We start from the raw sequence: 24,009 nt of genomic DNA on the forward strand, positions 1-24,009 counted from the left end.
GCTGGCGCGTTGATTACGCGCCAACTGAACCTTAGTCTTTGAGGATATCTGTCGCGGTTTGTTGATGGAATGAGCATAATCCGCCGCGGAACTTCTCGACCAGGAAATCGATAAACACCCGGACTTTCGTCGGCAGATGCCGCCGTTCTGGATAGACCGCATAAATGCCCCCGCCACTATCGGCGGTAAATTCCTTTAAGATCGGCACCAAGCGCCCATCCAACAGCGCCTGGGCGACGATGAATTCGGGTTCACGCGCAATGCCGAGCCCGCGAATGGCTGCATTAGATGTGAACTCGCCATTATTGCATGACAATGCCGGCTCAACCCGCACGCTGATCTGCCCATCCGGGCCATCAAAATCCCAGATATTTGGGCTGGGCAAGTTGGTATAGGCCAACGTTTTATGCTGGGTCAGCTCCTGGGGGGTTTTGGGCTCGCCATGTTGTTTTAAATAGGATGGTGCCGCGACAACGTGACTGGAAAAGTCGGCGAGTTTGCGCGCAATCAAACTTGAATCCTTAAGTCGGGTAATCCGGATCGCCATATCGATCCCTTCGGCGACCAAATCAACCATGTGATCGGCCAGATGGATATCGACATGCAGGCCCGGATATTCTTCCATGAATTCGGTAACCAATTCGGGCAAATACATTTGCCCGAACGTCAGGGGGGCCGATATCCGAAGCGTACCGCGCGGGGTGCCGCGCAAATCGGTTAAGGCATGTTCGGCGGTTTCGATTTCTTCGACGACGCGCGCGCAATGCTGGTAAAATGTCGATCCCGCATCGGTCAGGCTTAACCGCCGTGTTGTGCGGTTCAAAAGGCGGATACCAAGATTGTCTTCCAGCTTGGTCACATGTTTGCTGACGGCGGATTTTGACATACCAAGTTTTCGCGCAGCTTCGGAAAAGCTGCGTTCTTCGACCACGCGGGCGAAAACCGTCATGGCGTCAAGATTACCGATCAACATTGACTTACTCCTGTCTGCGACCAAACTGTTGCCTGTTTGGAAACAAATTAATGTCACATCGCCTCATTGTCTTCAACGCGGAAATGACGACAATAGAGATAGAGAACGGCTCGATCAGATAAATGACAAACGACGATGTCGGAGGAAATAAGATGGGATTGTTGGTCGAAGGACACTGGAAAGATCAGTGGTACGATACCGAAAGTAACGGCGGAAAATTCAAACGTCAGGATTCCGCGTTTCGATATTGGCTGTCTGCGGACCCTGATGCCCAATTCCCTGCCGAGGCTGGCCGATACCATCTTTACGTTTCCTATGCCTGCCCATGGGCGCACCGTGCGTTAATCATGCGCGCCCTCAAGGGGCTTGAAGACATGATTTCCGTGTCAGTCGTGCATTGGCATATGGGCGAAAACGGTTGGGAATTTTCGCGCGAAGACGGCCTTGTCGATGATCTTGAAGACCGTGATTTCATGTATCAGGTCTATACCGATGCGAAATCTGATTATACCGGTCGGGTCACCGTCCCGGTGTTGTGGGATAAGAAAACCAAAACGATCGTCAATAACGAATCGGCTGAGATTATTCGGATGCTCAACACCGCATTTGACGATCTTGGCGCAAAACCGGGCGACTATTACCCCGACGATTTGCAAGGCGAAATTGATCAGGTCAATGAGCGCGTCTATCACGAGGTCAATAACGGCGTGTACAAGGCGGGCTTTGCCACGACCCAGTCTGCCTATGAAGAGGCCGCAACGACCCTTTTTAAGGCGCTGGATTGGCTTGAAGAGCGTTTAAGCACCCAGCGTTACCTTGCGGGCGATCGTTTAACAGAGGCTGACCTGCGGCTGTTTACGACCCTTGTGCGTTTTGACCCGGTTTATCACGGGCATTTCAAATGCAATATTCGCAAGCTGAACGAATATCCAAACCTTTGGGCCTATACGCGTGATCTGTATCAGCAGCCGGGCATCAAGCAGACAGTCTTTATGGACCACATCAAGGGCCACTATTACGAAAGCCACCCGACCATTAATCCGTCCGGTGTCGTGCCAATCGGTCCCGTGATGGACCTTGACTCTCCGCATGGGCGCGACAAACTGTCCTAAGCTTTACAAACTTCCCTGAAGAATGCATTTCAGAGTCTCGGTCTGGGCCGTTGAAACAGAAAACGCTGTTTCAACGGCACCAAATCGTTCACTCACCGACACAAAGCGGTTCCGAAATGCCAGATCCCCAAAACATTTACGACGATCCCGACTTCTATGCGGGATATGAAGAGCTTCGCAGGTCCGGACGTGCCCTGAACGAAATCCTGGAACAGCCCGCAATTCGCAGTCTGCTTCCACGGTCATTCGAAGGTCTTCACCTGCTTGACATCGGGTGTGGTTTTGGAGATTTCGCACGCAGTGCCTGTGATCAAGGTGCTGCATCCGTCGTCGGGATTGATCCTTCTTCGAACATGATCAACGCCGCACGTGACCTGACCAAACAAACCGCAATCACCTATGAAAATGTGGCGATTGAGTTGTTCGAGCCGAAGCTGGAGCGAAGGTTTGACTATGTCGTGTCTTCACTCGCCCTCCACTACGTCGAAAATTACCAAGAGATATTGGCCAAAGTTGCATCGTGGCTATCACCAAACGGAAAGCTGATGTTTTCGGTCGAGCATCCAATTTGCACGGCGCTGGCCGCGCAGAAGTGGGTCAAGGATGCGCACGGAGATGCCGAATACTGGCCAATAGATAATTACCGCGACGAAGGCCCGCGTGAGACATCATGGTTTGTTGACGGTGTCATCAAATATCATCGAACCATTGAAACCTACGTCAATGGGTTACTTGATAAGGGGTTCAGCCTTACGCGACTTCTTGAACCTGAACCGCTGGATGACGGCGAAGATGTTCGCTGGGCGAAACATCGGCGACGCCCGCCGTTCCTTATTCTTGCCGCGGAAAAACGCTAACGCCTGAAACCCAAACCGTTTGATGACTGTTTGCGGACAACAAAAAACCCCGCAGCATAACTGCGGGGTTTTTCAAATCCGTAAAACGGAAAATCTTAGTTCAGGCGACCTTTGATTTCCGCGATCGCGTTGTCGACCAACTCGTCAGCCTTGGCACCAGAAACCTTGTCAGAAACAAGGGCCATGGTGGCCTGGGTTGCGATTTCGGCGACATGCGCACGAACTTCGGCAACCGCCTGGCTTTCAAGGTTGGAAATACGTTCCAGAGCCTGCTGTTCACGGCGTTTAAGTGCCGCTTTCAGTTCAGCCTGGGCGTTTTCCAGCATCCGGTCGGCTTCTGCCTTAGCATGCGCGCGGATCTCGTCTGCTTCCTTCAGAGCTTCGCGCTGTTTGGCCTGATAGTTGGCCAGAAGCTCTTGAGCTTCCTCGCGAAGACGCTGAGCTTCATCCAGTTCGTTGGAAATCTTTTCCGCACGTTTATCAAGTGCAGCAGAGATCCCTTTGACAGCTTTAAAGCCACCAATACCAGCGACCAAGATGAACGAAAGCGTGGTCCAAGTGTATGGATCGGTAAGGAAAGTAACCTCGTGGGTTGCCATTATCTTACTCTCCTACGATAGCCGAAACAGCCTTGTCGGCAGTTTTGGCCTGAACCTTGACACCGATAAGTTTGTCGGTTGCTTCACGGGCGATTTCTGATGCTGCTTCCGCAACACCGGTCATCGCATCCGCTTTGGCATCCGCAATAGCCTTCTCGGCATCAGATGTCTTTTTAGACAATTTCTTGACCATTGCTTCGGTTTTTTTAGCCTGCTCTGCAGCAGCCTTTTCCGAAGCTTCGCGAATGTCTGCTTGCGCAGCGTCACGAGCTTCTGCCAGGGCAGCCTCGTACTTCGCGATGGCGGCATCGGTTTCGTCTTTCAACGCCCGTGCCTTGCCAAGATTGTCTTCGATGTTTTTTTGACGGCGTTCAAGAACTTCGCCAACTTTCGGCAGCGCAATTTTCGACATCAAGAAATACAAGACGGCGAAAATAACAAACAGCCAGAAAATCTGTTCTGAGAACGTCGCAATATCAAACTGCGGCATAGCCTACTCCCGAATTCAACGACACCGGCGAGGGCGTTCCTCGCCGGGCCGAGTATTCGCTCAAAAGGCGCCGATTAAACGAAGAGAACGATCAGCGCAACGACGAGTGCGAACAGTGCAATAGCTTCGGTAACGGCAAAGCCGATCCAGCCATACAGTTCAACGTCGCCTTTGGCAGCCGGGTTACGGCCAACAGTCGCAATCAGGCTTGACCAGATGTTACCGACACCGATACCGGCACCAATCATACCAATAGCAGCCAGGCCAGCACCGATCATCTTTGCAGCATCGAGTTCCATAACTTCACCCTTTCGAATTTCTTAAAGGCAATCAGAAGAGATCACACCAAACCACACACATTAGTGCATGTGGATTGCATCATGGAGATAGATGCAGGTGAGAATTGTGAACACATAAGCCTGAAGCGCAGCAATGCCGAACTCCAGAACAGTAATCCCCGTCAGAAGAGCAAACGGTAGAACGCCAAGGATGCCAATGAGGCCAACGAAACCACCGATAACCTTCAGCATGATGTGGCCAACTGTCATATTCGCAAACAGTCGGATCGCCAAGCTGAACGGACGAGAGAAATAGGAGATGATTTCAATCGGGATCAAAATGATCGCGGTCGCAATCGGCGCGCCTTCCGGGAAGAACATCCGGAAGTAGTGCGTCCCATGACGCACAAAGCCAATGACCGTCACACCGACGAAAATCACCAAAGCCAGCGCGAAGTTAACCGCGATGTGGCTCGTAAAAGTAAAGCTGTGCGGGATCATGCCAAGCAGGTTCCCGAACATAACAAACATGAACAGTGTGAAAATGAACGGGAAATATTTGCGCCCGGCACTTCCAACGTTATCTTTGAGCATATTGGCGACGAATTCGTACATCACCTCGGCTGCACCCTGCCAACGTCCCGGAACCAACGCACCACGACGCATCGAAAGCGTCATGAAGCACGTTACCAGAACGGCTGCGATCACCATCCACAATGCGGAGTTGGTGAAGGAAATATCAACGCCGCCAACCGAGAGATCGGCCAAGGGCTTGATTTCAAACTGCTCTAGCGGTCCAGCCACCGTAATCCTCGCTCAATATTATAAGGCTTCGAGGTTAATCCTCGTCCCCCTGCTTGCGCTCCCTCATCGCACGACCAAGTCCGACAGCACTGTCGTATCCCCTGGCAACGCGATAAGCGTTCAAACCTCCAGCCCCTGCTCCGAGAAAGACAAACAGAACAATAAGCCAAGGCGTCGTATCAAGCACCCTATCCAGCGCCCAGCCAATCAGCAATCCAACAAGAACGGCAGCGATCATTTCCGCCGAAATCCTCATGCCGAGAGCCATCCCTTGGGACGGTTTGCCGGTCGCCCGGTTCGGGCTATGCGTCTCTTCGCGTTTATGCGCGACTGCGTTTAGCTTCGTTTCAAGATCTTGTAATGAAGCGCGATCTTTATCATCGCTCATTGCCGTGAACCCCGCTTTTGCAGCCTTGCAAACGTCGCAAGGAAATGCGCGGGCAACATACTTAGCACCCCATGGGCTGTCAAGCTGTAAAACCCCAGCCGACGGGGCACCCAATAAGTTACCTAACACATTGAAAAAATTAAAATTATCCGCCGAAATGTGATGGAAAACACATTTGGCGTTAGGCGATAGTTGCAGATGATTTTATCGATACTTCAACAAAAAAACAGTCTGCAACCGGCGGATTTCCTTGGTTGTTGCGTGTTTTCGCATAAGTCGCGGACAAAATCGCAGTTAATCTTAATTTCAATCTATTCCGTTGTTTTCAACCAAAGTGACGCGAGTTTCAGGGGTTAAAGACAATTTGAAACCCGCCTGCCCAGTTTTGTAACCGCCGATTCACCATTCCGACAACGCACCGCGATATCGCCACAGGATCAACCGATTACATCGCCTGGCCATTACACCTTGCGCACGGAAAGCGTTCTTTCACGATCGGCTTCCTGCCACCCGTCAGGAGACGCCGCAAGCATCCAGTCGAACTTATGAAACAGTGCCCAAACTGCCCCAAGGGTATTGGCGGCAATCTGGTTCATGTCGATTGGTTGGCGATCCAAAATTTCATCGCGCAAAACCGCAACCAACTCCGCAACCGTTTTGGTTCCGTCAAACACCGCAAGCAACCGCGCCAAATCGGGACCACCGGTTAGGTCAACAGCGTTGCCGCTGCCGTCTTCGATCAAAACCGGTTGCCCGGCCAATGCGATCATATCATCAAAGAACGTTTCGTTCGGACGCACAAAGAAATACGGCGCTAGATCGACATCGGGCAGCATCCCCGTCGCGGCACTGGTGTCTTGTGCACCTTGCGCCTCGGCTTTGGTCAGGTAAAACGCGTGCAGGGGCATCGCCCCACTAAACCGTTCACAGAATGCCTGCTGATCGCGCAGCGGCTTGGCCGCCAATTCGCGCAACGTGCGTTGATCACGCACCAGGTTTTCGATGGCATAATGCGCCTTGCCCGTCCCGCCAAAACCAAAGAAACCGGTAAAGGCCGCAACATCCAATCCCGCCGAAGCGGCAAAATCATATACCCCGTGAACGTCATAAGCACATTCAACCGGATGAAGCAGCAAGTCGACAATTTCCGGATCGTTTTCAAGCAACCCTTTGATAAAGCCCGGACCGCCGCCCATTTTAAGCAGCATGTTATCTTCGGGAAGGTTGGCCAAAAGCCCGCGCGTCATCGCCAATTGCGCATCAAGGTCCTTTTCCGGCAAAAGCGGCGCGACCATTTTGCGCCATTCCGTCACGGCCAAACGCCCATGTTCGCCGTAAACCATCACCCCCATCGCGCCATCGGGTTTCAGAACCGAGGCAAGATCACGAAGGCCGCCTTCTGGGTCTTCAAGGTGATGCAAGACACCTGCGCAATTGATGTAATCAAATGCATCCGGATTTGATGCAGCAAAATCGGAAATCGTCGCGTTGACATAGATAACGTTTTCAAGCCCGCGGACCTCGGCCCGGGCACGTGCAACGTTGGTGCTGGCAAGGGATGGTTCAAGATACGTTACCGTGCCGCCAGCCGCGCGCAGCTGTTCCGCAAGCCAAATCATCGCATCACCGGTGCCCCCACCGGCAACAAGCGCACGGAAGGTGTCGTCGACCACTTTACGGCCGCCAAAGCCATAATGGTTTACCCGCGACAGCGTATCCATTGGTGGCATCAACAAACGTTCCTTTTCCTCCTGCGGGTCACGCAGTGGATAGGGAAACTGTTCATAAAGCTCGCGGACTTTTTGCGACATGGATGCTTACACCTTTGTAAAATTTTGCAACGGTGTAACATTCATAGACCCACTAGGAAAGTAACCTAACTGGTAAAATCAAGCTCGGTTTGTTCTTTCTTGGAATATACTTCTGCCTGATGCAGATCGACCGAGACCAGCGATGAAACGCCGCGTTCGGCCATGGTAACCCCAAACAAACGGTTCATGCGGGCCATGGTCATACGGTGGTGAGTAATCACCAAGAAACGCGTGTTGGCATGACGGCCAATTGCCTCAAGCAACTTACAGAACCGGTCAACGTTGGCATCATCAAGCGGGGCGTCAACCTCATCGAGCACGCAAATCGGTGCCGGATTGGTCAGGAAGACAGCAAACAAAAGTGCCACTGCGGTCAAGGCCTGCTCGCCCCCGGAAAGCAGCGAAAGGTGCTGCAATTTCTTGCCCGGCGGGGATGCCATGATTTCAAGACCCGCTTCAAGTGGGTCATCGGCATCGGTTAGCATCAGATGCGCACCACCGCCGCCAAACAGACGGACAAACAATTGTTGGAAATGTTTGTCGACTTCGTCAAAGGCGGCCTTAAGGCGCGTGCGGGCTTCGCGGTTAAGCTGATTGATGCCGTTGCGTAATTTTTCAATAGCTGCAATCAGGTCATCGCGTTCAGACACCATAGTGTCTTTTTGTTCCTGCATTTCGGCCAGTTCGACTTCGGCGCGCAAGTTAACCGCACCGAGATTTTCGCGTTCACGCGATTGCCGTTGCAGGCGGGCTTCAATGTCGCCTTCGGCCGGCAGTTCCTTGGTCAGGTCGATTTCACCCAACTCAACCAACTGATCGGGGGTGGCATTGATACGTTCCCGAATGCGCTCGATCAAATCCCGGCGATGTTGTTCGGCCTGCTCCAACAGGGCTTCGCAACGCACGCGCCCTTCGCGGGCTTCGGCCAGTTTTTGTTCCGCTTCTTTAAGGTTCTGATCGGCTTCGCGCTGGGCATTTTCCGCGCGCTGCAACTCATCAGCAACTTCTTTGCGGCTTTGATCGGCAAGTTCAATACGGTCTGACAAGACAGCACGGCGTTCTTCGATCTCTTCGGGCTTTAGTTCAAGCTCCTCGATCTCCATCCGGGCTTCTTCTTGGCGTTCGCGAAGCTCGGCCACGCGTTCGCCCGCCCCCGATGCGCGGTCATTCCAGGTTGAAATTTCGTTTTCAACAAATTCAAGACGCTTACGCCGCCCGGACATATCGCGCATCATCCGTTCAAGCTGACTGCGGGCTTCCATCTGATCGGCACGGGCATCGGCAAGATTGGCGCGTTTTTCAATCAGCTCAGCCTTAATTTCCATCAGCCCTTCGCTGCTTTCTTCGGGCAGGGCTGACAGTTCTTCTTGCTCGGCAATGACTTCGTCAAGGTCTTGCTTGGCGCGCTTTTCGGCCTCTTCTGCGCTTTGCAGGCGGCTTTCGATGGCGCTGGCATCGCGTTTGATGTTGGCGATTTCTTCGCGTGCCCGTGAAAGGGCACCTTCGGCTTCGCGCACGGCACGGTGGGATTCTTGTTCGGCGGTGCGCGCTGTCTCTATTTCTTCTTCAAGACGTTCGACATTTTCATTGGCAAGTTCGGAACGTTCGCGCGCCGCTTCGACGATTTCGTCAGCTTCTTCAAGCTCGCCGTGGAGTTCTTCAAGGCGGTTGCGTTGACGCAAACGAACCGCGGCGGGCAATTCCGCCCCGGCCAAAATGCGATAACCATCCCAACGCCAAAGTGCGCCTTCGCGGGACACAAGACGCTGACCAGCTTTTAGGTTCTTGGCCAACCAGTTGCCGGTGGCGTCATCATCAACAACACCGATCTGCCACAAGCGACGGTTCAAAAGTGCCGGGGCTTCGACAAATTTCGCAAGCGCAGTCACACCATCAGGCAACGCCGGATCATCAGAGGCCGGATCAATCGCCGACCAATGCATCGGCGCATCATCGGCATCAGGCGCGTCAAGGTCTTCGCCAAGGGCGGCGGCCATTGCCAATTCCAGCCCACTTTGCACCGAAATATCTTCGATGACAGCGCGGTATTCCTGATCTGTATTGCCCTTTAATAGGCTTTCAAGCGCATCAATTTCCGCGACAAGGCGTGATTTGCGGCTTTCGGCATCACGCAGCGCGTCGCGGGCATCATTTTCCGCCGTTTTCAGATTGTCTTCGCGGTCACGCAATTCGGCCAGACGCATTTCGGCCTCTTCGGTGGCCATTTTGCGCTGTTCGCAAAGCTCTTCGCACTCTTCAAGGTGCATATTGGCTTCTTCAAGGGCCTCGTCGAAATCAGCTTCGATGCGAATGTCATCAAGTTTCGCGACCGCTTCGTCGTGGCGCTCGGTCAGGCGGTTGCGCCGTCCGTTCAATTCGCTGAGACGTTGCTGAACCGATTTCAGGCGGGCTTCTTCTTCGGCAACCTTATTGGTCAGGGCCTCGGCTTGGCCTTCAAGCTCTTCGACATACAGCGCCTTTTCGGCGGCTGTTTCCTTTGCCATATCAAGCTCGTCATCCTCGCCGCCTTGGGCTTCGCGCAGTTCTTCGCTTTCGCGTTTAAGCTTTTCCAACGCACCTTGTGCGTCGCTTGCCAGTTCAGCTTCGCGCGACAAGTCAGCATCAATTTGCTGAATGCGCCCGCGCAGCTGGCTCATCTGGGTTTCGATCTGGGCCTTGTCTTTATCCAGACCTTCTCGTTCGATCAAAAGACGCTGCAAGGCCGCCGCAGCGTCCGCTTCTTTTTTGCGTAGATCCGGAAGGCTTGCGGCGATATGGGCCTGAACGGTGGTGGCTTCGGTGACCGAGGACGTCAAATCACGGACGGCACTTTCGCCCGCGACCAGCAATTCACGCGCATCTTCTTGGCGTTTTTGCGCGTCGCTCCAGCGGATGTGGAACAACAATGCTTCGGTTTGGCGGATGCCGGTACTGAGTTTGCGATACCGTTCGGCCTGCCGCGCCTGCTTTTGCAAGGATGCGATTTGGCCATCCAGGGTCACCAAAACGTCTTCAAGACGTTCAAGGTTCTGTTCGGCATTTTTCAGGCGAAGTTCGGCTTCATGACGGCGCGAATGAAGGCCGGTAATCCCGGCGGCTTCTTCAAGGATCAGGCGGCGTTGACTTGGCTTTGCGCCGATCAATGCGCCAATTTTACCCTGGGACACCATCGCCGTTGAACGCGCACCGGTAGCAGCATCGGCAAACAGCAATTGAACGTCACGCGCACGGACGTCCTTGCCGTTAACCCGGTAGTTTGAGCCGCCGCCGCGTTCAATGCGCCGGGTTACTTCGAGCATTTCAAAATCGTTGAACATGGCAGGTGCTTTGCGCTCGCTATTATCTAGCGTCACAGACACTTCGGCCACGTTTCGGGCAGGACGCGACGATGTCCCGCCAAAAATAACGTCGGACATGTCCGAGCCACGCATTTGCTTGGCTGAGGTTTCCCCCATCACCCAGCGCAGCGCTTCAACAAGATTGGATTTGCCACAGCCATTCGGGCCGACAACACCTGTCAGCCCGTCTTCAACCAGAAGATCTGTTGAATCGACGAAGGATTTGAACCCCGTCAGCCGTAACGATTTAAATTGGACCAATCATGCCCCCGGCCCGAACCTTTGCCCCTGTTGCCGGACACCGCACCCATACGGTATCCGGCAGAATTAAGAATTAATCAGTCGATCAGGTCGTCGACTTTGTCGATGAAGAATTCTGCATCGCGTGCACCGGCAATGGTTTCGCCGTCGATGATAAAGCTGGGGGTCGAAGAAACGTTATGTTCCTGTTCGCCCTTCATGCGCGATCCGACAATGGCATCGATCATGGCTTCATCGTTGATGCAGGCATCGACCGCATCGCCATTGATGCCTGCGAAACGGACAACCTGTTTAATGCCTTCGATCGGGTCTTTCGCACGGGCCCAGGTCATCTGCGATTTAAAGAGCATGCCCAACACACCGAAATAACGATCATCACCGGCACATTGCGCAACGGCTGCCGCACGAAGGGCAATGCCATCAAGCGGGTAATCACGGAAAATGATTTTCGCCTTGCCGGTATCAACCAGCTTTTCCTTAAGCTCTGGCAGGACTTCATTATGGAACGCAGCACAGTGCGGACAGGTCAAAGACGCATATTCGATAATCGTGACCGGCGCGTCCGCGTCGCCCATAACATGCTCTTTATATTCTGCTGCCTGCGATGGCTGTGCGCTTACAACGCCAAGCGCCAACAAAAACGCGCCAGCAAAAAACTTAACTGCCTTTAGCAAGGAAACCTCCGTTAAAACAAAGTTTTGTGATTACAAGCCTGTTGCAGCGCGGGAGTCAACACGCGCGCCAAAATGGCTATTGCACCAACGAGTCGCCAAGCTGCCGTGAAAATGCGGCAACTCCATGATCGTTCATTTCAATAAAATGATTCGAAAAGTCCCATAACACTCACGATCCAATGAGTGTCAAAACCAGCCGCCTGTTTGCCGGAAACAGACATATTTGCACAAGACTATTTTTTAATATTCTTGGGCCGAAGCCCCCCGGTCGATCCGGCGATATGGCGCCCCAACCGTGTCAGGACTTCGCGCAGATGCGGGTCTTCAATTTTGGCAATGCTGGCTTCGTTGCCTTGGTTGATATTGCCCTCTGGCACCAAAGTTGGTGTGTGTACGGTACGTTCCGGCCGCGATATGTCGCCTTGCATCATTTTAATGCGTTCAACTGCCCGGTACCCGAAATAGGTATTCACCCGATCAATGATCTGGGGCATGCGGTGTTGCAGTTCAATCGCCACCGGGCCGCTTACACGGATTACCAATGTTCCGCCGCCGGCATTTTCACCGCGCGGCTGAATATATTTGACCGGCATGGTGAATTGTTCCAGATCACGCCCGACGATCTCGGCCCAATGCAGAATAATTTCGGTTTGGAAAAAACCGCGCTTTCGCACCAAAGGCCGTGTTAGGTTCCCGACAAGCGGGGCAACATTGCGTAAGCCCTGACGCCGTTCAGAACTGCCCATCGGGGTGATTTTTTGTTTCTTTTTAACCGCATTCTTTGCCGCCACGGCACCGGATCCCTGATCCATTGACGTGCTGGCCGTCGTATCGGTTGTATCTTTTTTCTTGCTCACGCCCGCTTCTTTCGTAGGGTCAGATCAAAATTACCCGTCATTCAACCCGCAACATAACACGGGAACGCCGTGCATTTCACCAATCAGCAAATACATCGCCTAAATCACAGCATGCTTGAATGGTATGATCGCCATCATCGCACCTTGCCTTGGCGGTCCGAACCGGGCGATTTGCCCAATCCATATCACGTCTGGCTTAGCGAAATCATGCTGCAACAGACCACTGTGCAAACGGTCGGTCCATATTTTCACGCCTTTTTGCAGCGCTGGCCAACCGTCACCGACCTTGCCAATGCAGAACTTGATGATGTTCTGCATGGTTGGCAAGGGTTGGGATATTACGCCCGGGCGCGCAATCTGCATAAATGCGCCAAAGTGGTCGCGACCGAGTATGACGGCATCTTCCCCGATACCGAGGAAGGATTGCTTAAACTGCCCGGTATTGGCCCATATACGGCCTGTGCGGTCGCGGCGATTGCGTTTAACCGTCATGCAAGCCCGGTGGATGGCAATATCGAACGCGTGATTTCGCGGCTATTTGCCCTTGAAACACCGCTTCCCGACGTAAAGCCGGAAATTAAAGAAAAATCCGCCGCCCTGACCCCGTCGGATCGCCCCGGCGATTACGCCCAAGCCTTAATGGATTTGGGCGCAACAGTTTGCACCCCGCGCAACCCGGCCTGTGGCATTTGCCCATGGCAAGCCGATTGCGAAGGCCGCAAGGCCGGTATCGCCGCCGACCTTCCCAAGAAACGTAAAAAGGCAGCCAAACCAACCCGGGTGGGCTATGCGTTTTGGATCCGACGCGAAGACGACGGGCGCATCTTGGTCCGGCGACGCCCGGAAAAGGGATTGCTGGGCGGGCTTTATGAAGTTCCGGGCAGTGACTGGCGGGCCATTGAGACGCCAGACGATGTCATGCTGGCCGAAGCCCCGATTAAAGCCGACTGGGCGGAGCTTGACGGCACCGTCGGGCATACCTTTACCCATTTCCATTTGAACGTCAGTGTTTTGGCCACCACCGTTTCGGCCAAGGAAGCCGATCAAATGGACGGCAGCTGGACAACGATTGATGGATTGTCGGATTTCGCCCTGCCGACGATCATGAAAAAGATCGTCCGACACGCGTTGCAACATCGCTAAGCCGCGCCCGATAGCGCCGGCACCGTTCACGGGTCGATCAGTGTAGCGGTTTGACGATGGCACAAAGAAAAGGCCCGTGGAAAAATCCACGGGCCTTTATCATGTGAAACGTTCGCGGCGCGATCAGACGGAAATATCAAGAACCTGTCCGCGGCCCTCTGTCGGGGCGGGTGCTGCCTCTTGCGACGTTTCTGTTTGTGCAGTTTGCTCTACCCGTTGGGTGGATGGGGATTGCAGGTCATTGCCACCGGTTTCCGCAATTGGTGCGGCCGCTTGCTGTATCTGGATCGGGTTGGGTGCGTATCCTGCACCACCTACTGCGCCTGCTTGCATGACTTCCTCCATCTATCCTTACGGATAATTTTTCTGGCCAAACAATAGCAAATTTCTCTTAGGAATGCAAAAGCCGACGCAGTTTTCAACCGCGCCGGCTTTTAGGCATCTCGCATTTAATCGGGAAATCCCGATCAGGATCAGGCGGGGACCTGACCCATTTCTTTGCGCAGCTGGCTGCGCAGATTGTCGATCGAAACCAATCGGCCATCACATTTGTAATGCCAATAAGTCCAACCATTACAAGCTTCTGCACCCTGCACGCGCGCGCCAACCTGATGGATCGAACCGGCGTTATCTTTGTGACTGATCGAGCCATCGGCACGAACCATCGCGGCCACATTGCCCCGATTGTCATAGATTTTCTCGCCGGGCGATAGCAGGCCACGTTCGATCACCGCACCGAACGGAATGCGCGGCAATGCGCGTTTCGATTCGGTGACTTCAAGGCTATCGCCATCAAGCATCTGAACCTTGGCGATGCGTTCGCGGGCTGCTTGGGCGTAGGTTTCTTCGCGCTCAAGCCCGATGAAATGACGGCCAAGACGACGTGCAGCCGCACCCGTGGTGCCAGTGCCAAAGAACGGATCAAGCACCACATCACCCTGACGGGTGGTTGCCATCAGAACCCGCTGCAACAATGCTTCGGGTTTCTGGGTCGGGTGGACTTTCTTGCCCTTGTCGTCTTTGAGACGTTCCGAGCCAGAGCATATCGGCATCAACCAGTCTGAGCGCATCTGCAAGCCTTCGTTAAGCTGCTTCATCGCTTCGTAGTTAAAGGTGATTGCCTTTTGCTCTTCGCTTTTGGAACACCACAGCAGCGTTTCATGCGCGTTGCAGAAACGTTTGCCGCGGAAATTCGGCATCGGGTTGGTTTTACGCCAAACAATGTCATTGAGGATCCAGTACCCAATGTCTTGAAGCGTATTACCAACACGATAAATGTTGTGGTACGAGCCGATCACCCAAATCGCCCCCGTGTCTTTAAGCACGCGGCGCGCAGCTGTCAGCCAGTCACGGGTAAATTCGTCATAGTGACGGAAACTGTCAAACTGGTCCCAGTGATCATCAACTGCATCGACCTTGGAATTGTTCGGACGCAGAAGATCACCGCCAAGCTGCAGATTGTAGGGCGGGTCAGCGAAAATCAGATCAACGGACTTCTCCGGCAAGCTGTTCATCATTTCGATGCAGTCGCCAACCAGAACTTGATCAAGTGGTAAAGATGTCTTTTTGGTCATGATGCCTTCTTGGTTCCCCCTTGAAACTTGACCAAAGCATCAACCCAAATAGTTAATGAAAGAGTTAACCGACTCCGAAATTTTTCAAGGATTCGCATTGTGTTAGAAAGTACGTGTCCTGTTTAGACAATCTTAACCGGTCTGCTTCAAAAACCGGAAGATTTTGGCCATGCCATCGCAAAGGCATTACCCACCAGCACAACAGGGCGGACTCCGCAGGATGCCCGATTAAAATACGGCCATAATCCGATGTGTCGCCCTGCCCGCAGGGGGCGCATTACCCGTCAAAGACGCACGTAGATGGCTTTGCACACGCTAGACCACATCATAAAACTGAATGTCATCCCAAATACTTAGCGCTGTGGGTGAAAACACGCAGCCAAACAGAACTTGCCTTGCCTCTTTTCTGATCGCGTATACAATCTGCACATAAACTGATCACAAAAGTTGAACTTCGCAAAACGGCAATAACCTTCAGGGGGACATAATGAAGTCTAGCCCATTCAGCCTTTCGCGCCGCGCCTTGCTTTCGGCCATGGCGGCCGCCGCGGCGGTGGTTTCATTTGGCTTTGGCGCACCGGCACAGGCTGCTGATCCGATCAAAGTTTCGGCAATCTACACCGTTCCAGTCGAACAACAGTGGGTTTCGCGGATCCACAAAGCACTGAACGCGGCACAGGAACGCGGCGACATTTCCTATGAATTTTCGGAAAACGTTGCCAATACCGACTATGAGCGCGTCATGCGTGAATACGCCGAAAACGGTTCTGATCTGATTTTGGGTGAAGTTTTTGGTGTTGAACGCGCGGCCCGTAAGGTTGCTGCTCAGTATCCAGAAACCGCCTTTTTGATGGGATCAAGCTTTGGCCCGGACGGCGAAAACTTTTCGGTATTTGATAACTACATCCACGAACCAAGCTATTTGGTTGGCATGGCGGCTGGTGCAGCCACCAAAACCGACAAAATTGGCATGGTGGGTGGCTTTGCCATCCCAGAAGTGAACCGTTTGATGAATTCCTTTATGGAAGGCGCAAAATCGGTCAATCCTGATGTCAAATTCATGGTGACCTTCATCAACAGCTGGTACGACCCGCCCAAGGCCAAAGAAGCATCCTTTGCCATGATCGATAAAGGTGCGGACGTCATGTATGCCGAACGCTTTGGCGTGTCCGATGCGGCAAAAGAACGCGACGTTTTGGCAGTTGGCAACGTGATCGACACGGCAGCTGATTATCCATCAACCATTCTTGGTTCTGCCCTTTGGCACATGGAAGCAACCGTTGACCACGCGATTGAAGCGGTAAAAGCTGATAACTTCAAAGCCGAAGATTACGGCAAATTCAGCTACATGAAATATGATGGCGGCAGCGTCGTTCTTGACCCGGCCCTTCTGCCAGAAGGCACGGTGGACGACGTTGAAGCCAAGAAAGCCGAAATTCTTTCTGGCGCATTCACCGTCGAGGTAAATGACGAAGAACCGAAATCTTCTATGTAAGATTTCCTTAAAATGCGGGGCAGTTCGGTATAAAAGCCGAACTGTCCCATGTTTATTGGGCCAACGGGCCACGCAGAATTCCCTATCGCCCCACAGCGTGACGCATAAAACTAAACGGATCACCCGGATGTCATCGGCTGCGCACTCATCACATGAAACGTCCCCTGACCTTCTGCTTGAATTGGCAGGGATTACCAAAAAATTTGGCCCGCTGATCGCCAACGACGCCATCGACCTTAAGGTCCATAAGGGTGAAATCGTTGCCCTGCTTGGCGAAAATGGTGCGGGCAAAACCACCCTGATGAACATCCTGTTTGGCCATTACGTCGCCGATGAAGGCCAGGTCACGGTCGCCAATCGTGATGGCGGGATATCCGCCCTTGAACCCGGCGCGCCGCAAGCAGCCCTTGATGCCGGGATCGGCATGGTACATCAGCATTTCACGCTGGCGGAAAACCTGTCGGGTCTTGATAACATCGTGTTGGGGACCGAACCGATTTTCCGTCTTAAGCGCGACCGAACGAAGGCACGCGCCAAACTTGATCAGCTGATGAGTGGATCAGGTTTGAATGTCGACCTGGATCAACCGGTTCACAAATTAACCGTTGGCGAAAAGCAGCGCGTTGAAATCCTAAAAGCACTATATCGCGATGCGCGGTTGCTGGTTCTTGATGAACCCACCGCCGTTCTAACACCACAAGAAGCCGACAGCCTGTTTGCCACCTTGCGCCAACTGGCCGCAACCGGCCTTTCGGTGATTATCATTGCCCATAAACTGGCCGAAGTTCTTGCTGTATCGCACCGCATCGCGGTTTTGCGTGGGGGCAAAAAGGTCGGTGAAATGCAAACATCTGATGCGGACCACAGATCCATCGCCGAAATGATGGTCGGGCGCGAAGTCCCGGCCAGTCGCCGCACAGAACGCGCCCCCGGCGCGCCGGTTTTGCATCTTTCGGGTGTGACAATTGATCGCGGTGATGACAGACGATCTTTACACGGTGTTAGCTTAACCGCGCACGAGGGCGAAATACTGGGCATTGCCGGTGTGTCGGGTAATGGGCAGGCCGCACTGGCGCAATTGATTGCGGGGCTGAGTAAACCCGATCATGGATCGGTCGAAATTTTTGGCGACGTCATCACCCGTTTTGATGCGCACACATTTGCGCAAAACGGCATTGCCCGCATCCCCGAAGACCGGCACCATGACGGTATGGTTGGATCGATGACGGTGGCTGAAAACATCGCCATCGAAGACGTCCGGTCCAAAGAATATCAAAAATTCGGTTTCCTTGATTTTGCCGCCATCCGCAAACGCGCAGAGCACGCAATCAAAGATTACGATGTACGCTGCCCCGGGCCAGACGCCCAGGCCAGATTGCTGTCGGGCGGGAATATTCAAAAACTTATCCTGGCGCGTGTTTTGGAAAAATCACCGAAACTTATTCTGGCCAATCAGCCGTCGCGCGGTCTTGATGTCGGCGCGCAATCCGAAGTCCACCGTCGTCTGCTTGAAGCGCGCGAAAACGGCGCAGCCGTGATTTTGATTTCCGAAGATTTGGACGAACTTTTGACAATCTCAGATCAGATTTGCGTGATCCATGCGGGCCATGTTTCATCCGCGATTGCCACCGCCGCCATTGATCGGTCCGAGCTTGGCCTGATGATGGCCGGGCAATCGAAAATCGATGCGCAGCACGCTGCCACCATTCCCACCGCCGATCAGGGAGAAACCCGATGATCCGGTTTGAACCCCGATCCAATCCCGGTCCGATTTTTGTTTATGGCGTTCCCGTTTTCGCCGCGATTATTGCCATTTTGCTGGCAGCCATTCCGCTGGCTTTGGCCGGGGCGCCAATTCTTAAGGCCTATGGCCTGATGATCACGGGGGCATTCGGGTCGATCTTTTCGACGTCCGAGATGCTGACCCGTGCAACACCGCTTATTCTGACCGGGCTTGCCGCCGCAATCGCGTTTCGCGCCAAACTTTGGAATATCGGCGCCGAAGGCCAACTTTACATGGGGGCGATGGCCGCCGTTGTTGTTGGGTCTGGTGTTATTGACGGGCCAAGCTGGGTGATGATCCCGGCCGTGATGATTGCCGGTGCAATTGCTGGGGCGTTGATGCTGATTGGGCCGACATTGTTGAAAACGCGGCTTGGCGTTGATGAAGTTGTCACCACACTTCTTTTGAACTTCATTGTTTTGCTGTTTGTGCAGATGATGCTTGAAGGTCCGTTAAAAGACCCGATGTCAATGGGCTGGCCGCAATCAGAACCGATCATCGACAGCGCCATTTTGCCGCCACTTCTGGAACGGATGCGGGTGCATTTGGGCTTGATCATCGCGCTGGTGTCGGCCGCTGCCTTGGCTGTTTTTGTTAAGCGCACCGTTTGGGGATTTGAAATCCGCGCCGTTGGTGAAAACGCCGCTGCAGCGAAATTTTCCGGCATTTCAGTCACCAAAACCATGATCCTGGTTGCCGCCCTTTCGGGTGGCTTGGCCGGGTTGGCCGGTGTTTCCGAAGTTGCCGGGACGCGTGGATATCTGGCGACCGATCTGTCACCGGGATATGGCTATGCCGGGATTGTGGTTGCCATGTTGGCCCGTCTTTCGCCGGTGGGCGTGATCATATCGGCCCTATTTGTGGCATCGGTATTTGTCGGTGCAGATTCCATGAGCCGCGCGATTGGTGTCTCAAGCTATTTGGCGGATTTGATTGTTGCGATGTCATTGCTGTGCGTTTTGATCGGCGGATTTTTGACCCGGTTTAAAGTGCGGTTTGACCGCAAAAAGACAGCCGGTTAAGGGGAAAAGACATGGAAATCGTTGATATCCTTTTGGCCGCCAGTTTTTGGGAAGCGGCCATTCGCATCGCCACCCCGCTTATTTTCGGCGTTTTGGGTGCACTTGTGTGCGAACGCGCCGGTGTGCTTAACCTTGGTATCGAAGGCATCTTTACCGCTGGTGCCATGGCAGGTTGGATGGCGGTTTGGCTGGGGGCTGGACTTTGGGGGGGCGTTTTGGTTGCCGCCCTTGCTGGCGGATTTTTCGGCCTGATCCACGCGATCCTGACTGTTCCGCTGGGCCTGTCACAGCATGTATCGGGTATTGGGGTGACGTTGCTTGCGACCAGTTTGTCGTATTTTACCTATCGCACCGCATTGCCCGATGTATCGTCCCCACCACGCATCACACCGTTTCAGCCGCTTGATATTCCGTTTTTGTCCGACCTTCCGTTTATTGGCCAAGCACTGTTTTCGCAAACTGCGATGACGATGCTCGCCCTTGTTCTGGTGTTGGTTACCGGCTGGGTTTTGTATCGCACGCCCCTTGGTCTTGCCATCCGTGCGGTGGGTGACAACCCATCCTCGGTCGAGGCGCAGGGACTTTCGGTTTACGGATTGCGCATTGGCGCTGTTGTCGTTGGTTCGTCCATGATGGCATTGGGCGGTGCGTTTTTGACCATGTCGGCCTTTGACGCGTTCTTCTTTGGGATGATTAATGGACGTGGCTGGGTCTGTATTGCACTGACTGTCTTTGCCAGCTGGCGGCCCGGTAAGGCGCTTATTGGCGCACTGTTATTTGGGGCATTTGATGCGTTTCAGGTCCGCCTGCAAACTGAAGTCGGGGCATTTTTGCCATCGCAAGTGTTCCTGATGATGCCTTATATTCTGTCGATCATCGCCTTGATCGTGGTTGCCCGCAAAGCTGATTATCCCAAGGCCCTTTTGGTGCCTTGGTTCAAAGGTCAGCGCTAAGCTAAGCGTTTAACCACCTAAAGTTTGCCGTATCAAAAGTCCGGTTATCACGATCTGTTACGTCGCCACCACCACACCAAGGATGCTGTCATGCAAGCCGACCTGATTTTGAAAAATGCCAACCTTCCTGATGGCCGCATGGGCGTTGATATCGTCTGTAAGGATGGAAAAATCATCGAGATCGGCGAAAAATTGTCGGTTGCTGCGGTTGAGGAAATCGATTGCGGTGGCATGCTGGTCAGCCCACCGTTCGTCGACAGCCACTTCCACATGGATGCGACCCTGTCGCTTGGCCTGCCGCGCATGAATGAATCGGGCACCCTTTTGGAAGGCATTTCTCTTTGGGGGGAGCTTAAACCGCTTTTGACACCGGAAGCCGTCATTGAGCGCGCACTTAAATATTGTGATCTTGCCGTATCCAAAGGCCTGCTTGCGATCCGAACCCACGTTGATGTGTGCGATGATCGTTTACTGGCGGTCGATGCGTTGCTTGAAGTCAAAAAGCAAGTCGCACCTTATATCGACCTGCAATTGGTCGCTTTCCCACAGGATGGCTATCTGCGAAGCCCGACGGCCAAACAAAACGTCATCCGCGCCCTTGATAAGGGTGTGGACGTCGTTGGTGGTATTCCGCATTTCGAACGCACCATGGCCGATGGCTCGTCAAGCGTCACCGAACTGTGTGAAATGGCCGCAGACCGCGGTTTGCGCGTTGACATGCATTGCGATGAGACCGACGATCCGATGTCACGCCACATCGAAATGCTGGCTTACGAAACCCAGCGTCTTGGGCTTCAGGGCCGGGTTGCTGGATCGCACCTGACATCGATGCATTCGATGGATAATTACTACGTATCAAAACTTATCGCCCTGATGGCAGAGGCCGAAATAGCCGCCATTGCCAACCCGCTGATCAACATCACAATTCAAGGCCGTCACGATACATATCCCAAACGCCGTGGCATGACCCGTGTGCCAGAATTGCGTGATGCGGGCCTGACCGTGGCCTTTGGGCATGATTGCGTGATGGACCCTTGGTATTCGATGGGATCTGGCGACATGCTTGAAGTTGCATCCATGGGGCTTCATGTTGCGCAAATGACTTCGCGCGACGATATCCGGGCGTGCTTTAACGCCGTGACCAGCGAACCGGCGAAAATCATGGGTATCGAAGGATACGGTATTGAGGTTGGCAATAACGCCGATTTCGTTGTCCTGCAAGCCCGTGACACGATTGAAGCCATTCGCGTTCGGGCCAACCGCCTGTTTGTTATCCGGCGTGGCAAAATCATTGCCGAAACCCCGATGACCCAAACGCGTCTGCATCTGTCTGACCGCCCGGACCATGTCCGTGAACATGAATATGCCCCAACTGTTTGATTTGATCGGTTGGTGAAACAGGACCACCGGATATGGTCCGATCAAAAGTGATCCATATCCGGCCCCTGATCGAATAGAAACCATCACCCAATAGACGGATTTCATCATGTTCTACGAACCTGGAAAAACGGCCCATAATCTTCCGCATGATCCATTTAAGGCCTGCGTCGCACCGCGTCCGATTGGCTGGATTTCAACGGTTGATACCGATGGACGCCCCAATCTTGCGCCCTATTCGTTTTTCAATGCGGTACATGGCAAACCGCCGATGGTGATGTTTTCGTCCGCCGGATCAATGGACAGTTTGGCAAATGCGCGTGCGACCGGTGAATTTGTCGCCGCCGTCGCCCCAAAATCCATGCTGCGCGAAATTAATTTCTGTTCATCACCGCTTCCGCACGGCGAAGATGAATTTGAATATGCCGGCCTTGAAAAGCTTCCTGCCAAGTGCGTCAAACCGCACCTGATCAAGGGTGTGCCGATCCACATGGAATGCGAAGTATTTCAGATCGTCGATCTGCCCAGTGAAAATCCCGAAAAACCGTGTGCGATGGTAATTGGCACCGTGGTTGGGTTGCATATTGATGATGCGATCATTCGCGACGGGATGGTCGATATTACCCTGTTTGAACCGCTTGCCCGGCTGGGATATCAGGAATATGCCAGCATTTCGGAAACCTTTACCGTCCGACGCGAAGATTTCTGGAAGTAACCAGCGCACTTGATACAAACAAAAGCGACCTTATGCCGACTTAAGTGTCTGATTTGTTTCATAAAACCGACGTGCAAACGCAAACAAACTGTCACACACACCCTTTAATGTGAATGGGAACACAGGTTCGCGCGACCATCTTACGCGCTTGAGCCTGCATGTTTTTGTACATATTTCAGGGGTTTCTATTATGAAACGGACGATTGCAGCCGGTCTTACCGGCATTGCAGCGATGCTGTTGGCCAATACGGTAATGGCGGGCGACGCCAAGGTTTTTGAAACCAAAAGTGCGATCAACAATCTTTCGACCGTCATGGTTGATGGCGGCAAGGCCCGTGACCTGACCATTGGATTGGGGTCAGGTGCCTATCGCCGTCCCGGTGATCCGGCCAACATGTTTTACGCCGTTTCTGACCGTGGTCCGAACTTTGTATGTCGTGATGTTGAGACGATTCTGGGGGTTTCCGAAGAATCCGTTTGCCACGGCAACAAAGTCCGCGTTTATCCGACCCCGGATTATTCCCCGTCGATCTACACCATTTTCCTCGGCGACGATGGCAGCTTTGACATCAAGGATGTGATCACCATCAAGGATCAAAACGGTGTGCCGCTTACCGGTCTTACCAATAAGCTGACCGTTGCGAAAACCGAAAAGCCGGTCGACGCAAATGGCAATGAACTTGCACAATCCGTATCGTCCATCGATTCCGAAGGCATCATTCGCCTAAGCGACGGCTCCTATTGGTTGGGCGAAGAAAACGGTCCTTCGATACTGCGTGTGGCCGCCGATGGAACAGTGATTGAACGGATCGTTCCTTTTGGTTCGCAAGATGATTTCAAAGAAGCTGGCTATAAAGTTACCGGCGGACTTCCGGCGATTTTGGTCAAACGCCAAACAAACCGCGGTATTGAATCGATGGCGGTTTCGCCAGATGAAACCAAACTGTATTTCATGGTTCAAAACCCGTTGGCCAACCCAAATGCCGATGCCTACAAAGCAGCCAAAAACACGCGTCTTTTTGTTTTCGACCGTGCGTCGGAAAAGCTAACTGGAGAATATATCTATCAGCTTGATGATCCCCAGTCCTTCCGCAATGACCCATCGAAAAAGCAAAACGCACCGCGCGTTTCGGAAGTTCTGGCATTGGGTAATGACCGTCTTCTCGTGCTTGAACGCACAGACAAAACCACCAAGCTGCACGAAGTCAAACTTGATGGTGCGACCAATATTTTGGCGACACGCTGGGATGATATGTCAACCAGCCCGACACTTGAGCAGCAAAACGATCTTGCCAGCATTGAGCTGAAAGCTGTGTCCAAGACTTTGCGGTTTGACAGTGCCGATTATCCGATGGCCCCCAACAAGCTCGAAGGCCTTGCCATTCTGGGCGATGGATCACTTGCCATGATCAACGACAATGACTTTGGCATTAAGGGCGACCCGACCAAAGTCATCGTGATTGACGGTTTGGTTAAGGCCGACAAATACTGATTTAGACGCCCTG

Annotated in this window: 22 protein-coding genes; 10 read left to right on the forward strand and 12 right to left on the reverse strand. The window is 53.2% G+C overall.

Annotation, left to right across the window (positions count from 1 at the left end):
* Positions 1–31: 31 nt before the first annotated feature.
* Positions 32–973, reverse strand: a complete 942-nt coding sequence (locus HCZ99_RS09390; protein WP_167446659.1) for a LysR family transcriptional regulator — start codon at positions 971–973, stop codon at positions 32–34.
* Between the two features lie 152 nt (positions 974–1,125).
* Here HCZ99_RS09390 and HCZ99_RS09395 point away from each other — a divergent pair, with 152 nt between their 5' ends.
* Positions 1,126–2,085: a glutathione S-transferase family protein gene (locus HCZ99_RS09395; protein WP_167446660.1), complete on the forward strand. Its 960-nt coding sequence runs from the start codon at positions 1,126–1,128 to the stop codon at positions 2,083–2,085.
* A 50-nt stretch (positions 2,086–2,135) separates the two neighbouring features.
* On the forward strand, positions 2,136–2,942 hold the full coding sequence (locus HCZ99_RS09400; protein WP_217701482.1) for a class I SAM-dependent methyltransferase: 807 nt from the start codon (positions 2,136–2,138) through the stop codon (positions 2,940–2,942).
* A 95-nt stretch (positions 2,943–3,037) separates the two neighbouring features.
* On the opposite strand, the gene HCZ99_RS09405 is transcribed toward HCZ99_RS09400, so the two are convergent.
* The 9 genes from HCZ99_RS09405 to HCZ99_RS09445 all read right to left on the reverse strand — a co-directional run bounded on the left by HCZ99_RS09405 (position 3,038) and on the right by HCZ99_RS09445 (position 12,442).
* Complete coding sequence (locus HCZ99_RS09405; protein WP_167446661.1) at positions 3,038–3,541, reverse strand: F0F1 ATP synthase subunit B family protein; 504 nt, start codon at positions 3,539–3,541, stop codon at positions 3,038–3,040.
* 4 nt (positions 3,542–3,545) lie between these two features.
* Complete coding sequence (locus HCZ99_RS09410; RefSeq protein ID WP_167446662.1) at positions 3,546–4,031, reverse strand: F0F1 ATP synthase subunit B family protein; 486 nt, start codon at positions 4,029–4,031, stop codon at positions 3,546–3,548.
* 74 nt (positions 4,032–4,105) lie between these two features.
* Entirely contained in the window at positions 4,106–4,330 is a 225-nt protein-coding gene (locus tag HCZ99_RS09415) for an ATP synthase subunit C family protein (protein ID WP_033068123.1), read from the reverse strand.
* 60 nt (positions 4,331–4,390) lie between these two features.
* Positions 4,391–5,113, reverse strand: coding sequence for a F0F1 ATP synthase subunit A (locus HCZ99_RS09420; protein ID WP_167446663.1), 723 nt, complete (start codon positions 5,111–5,113; stop codon positions 4,391–4,393).
* A 34-nt stretch (positions 5,114–5,147) separates the two neighbouring features.
* Positions 5,148–5,501 carry an AtpZ/AtpI family protein gene (locus HCZ99_RS20685; protein WP_254869532.1) on the reverse strand — a complete coding sequence of 118 codons (354 nt, stop codon included), beginning with the start codon at positions 5,499–5,501 and terminating at the stop codon, positions 5,148–5,150.
* Positions 5,502–5,962: 461 nt separating this feature from the next.
* Positions 5,963–7,312, reverse strand: a complete 1,350-nt coding sequence (locus HCZ99_RS09430; protein ID WP_167446664.1) for a class I SAM-dependent methyltransferase — start codon at positions 7,310–7,312, stop codon at positions 5,963–5,965.
* Positions 7,313–7,377: 65 nt separating this feature from the next.
* Positions 7,378–10,911 carry a chromosome segregation protein SMC gene (gene smc / locus HCZ99_RS09435; RefSeq protein ID WP_167446665.1) on the reverse strand — a complete coding sequence of 1,178 codons (3,534 nt, stop codon included), beginning with the start codon at positions 10,909–10,911 and terminating at the stop codon, positions 7,378–7,380.
* Positions 10,912–10,988: 77 nt separating this feature from the next.
* Positions 10,989–11,585, reverse strand: a complete 597-nt coding sequence (locus tag HCZ99_RS09440; RefSeq protein WP_167446666.1) for a DsbA family protein — start codon at positions 11,583–11,585, stop codon at positions 10,989–10,991.
* Between the two features lie 233 nt (positions 11,586–11,818).
* On the reverse strand, positions 11,819–12,442 hold the full coding sequence (locus tag HCZ99_RS09445; RefSeq protein ID WP_167446667.1) for a DUF721 domain-containing protein: 624 nt from the start codon (positions 12,440–12,442) through the stop codon (positions 11,819–11,821).
* Between the two features lie 69 nt (positions 12,443–12,511).
* On the opposite strand from HCZ99_RS09445, the gene mutY reads away from it, so the two are divergent.
* Complete coding sequence (gene mutY / locus HCZ99_RS09450; RefSeq protein ID WP_167446668.1) at positions 12,512–13,585, forward strand: A/G-specific adenine glycosylase; 1,074 nt, start codon at positions 12,512–12,514, stop codon at positions 13,583–13,585.
* Positions 13,586–13,708: 123 nt separating this feature from the next.
* Here mutY and HCZ99_RS09455 read toward each other — a convergent pair whose 3' ends face one another.
* On the reverse strand, positions 13,709–13,918 hold the full coding sequence (locus tag HCZ99_RS09455) for a hypothetical protein (protein ID WP_254869533.1): 210 nt from the start codon (positions 13,916–13,918) through the stop codon (positions 13,709–13,711).
* Between the two features lie 140 nt (positions 13,919–14,058).
* Positions 14,059–15,159, reverse strand: a complete 1,101-nt coding sequence (locus tag HCZ99_RS09460; protein ID WP_167446670.1) for a site-specific DNA-methyltransferase — start codon at positions 15,157–15,159, stop codon at positions 14,059–14,061.
* Positions 15,160–15,646: 487 nt separating this feature from the next.
* Here HCZ99_RS09460 and HCZ99_RS09465 point away from each other — a divergent pair, with 487 nt between their 5' ends.
* The 7 genes from HCZ99_RS09465 to HCZ99_RS09495 all read left to right on the forward strand — a co-directional run bounded on the left by HCZ99_RS09465 (position 15,647) and on the right by HCZ99_RS09495 (position 23,996).
* Positions 15,647–16,654: a BMP family protein gene (locus HCZ99_RS09465; RefSeq protein WP_167446671.1), complete on the forward strand. Its 1,008-nt coding sequence runs from the start codon at positions 15,647–15,649 to the stop codon at positions 16,652–16,654.
* A gap of 127 nt (positions 16,655–16,781) precedes the next feature.
* Positions 16,782–18,392 carry an ABC transporter ATP-binding protein gene (locus HCZ99_RS09470; RefSeq protein ID WP_167446672.1) on the forward strand — a complete coding sequence of 537 codons (1,611 nt, stop codon included), beginning with the start codon at positions 16,782–16,784 and terminating at the stop codon, positions 18,390–18,392.
* On the forward strand, positions 18,389–19,459 hold the full coding sequence (locus tag HCZ99_RS09475) for an ABC transporter permease (protein WP_167446673.1): 1,071 nt from the start codon (positions 18,389–18,391) through the stop codon (positions 19,457–19,459). The genes HCZ99_RS09470 and HCZ99_RS09475 overlap by 4 nt, the downstream gene beginning before the upstream one ends.
* Positions 19,460–19,470: 11 nt before the next feature.
* Positions 19,471–20,412, forward strand: coding sequence for an ABC transporter permease (locus HCZ99_RS09480; protein WP_167446674.1), 942 nt, complete (start codon positions 19,471–19,473; stop codon positions 20,410–20,412).
* A 90-nt stretch (positions 20,413–20,502) separates the two neighbouring features.
* Positions 20,503–21,792, forward strand: a complete 1,290-nt coding sequence (locus HCZ99_RS09485; protein ID WP_167446675.1) for an amidohydrolase family protein — start codon at positions 20,503–20,505, stop codon at positions 21,790–21,792.
* Positions 21,793–21,898: 106 nt separating this feature from the next.
* Positions 21,899–22,504, forward strand: a complete 606-nt coding sequence (locus HCZ99_RS09490) for a flavin reductase family protein (protein WP_167446676.1) — start codon at positions 21,899–21,901, stop codon at positions 22,502–22,504.
* Positions 22,505–22,694: 190 nt separating this feature from the next.
* A complete protein-coding gene (locus tag HCZ99_RS09495) occupies positions 22,695–23,996 on the forward strand; it encodes an esterase-like activity of phytase family protein (RefSeq protein WP_167446677.1) in 1,302 nt (433 codons plus the stop codon).
* The last annotated feature ends 13 nt before the right edge of the window (positions 23,997–24,009 follow it).

This window comes from Thalassospira lucentensis, assembly GCF_011806425.1.
Lineage (GTDB): Bacteria > Pseudomonadota > Alphaproteobacteria > Rhodospirillales > Thalassospiraceae > Thalassospira > Thalassospira lucentensis_B.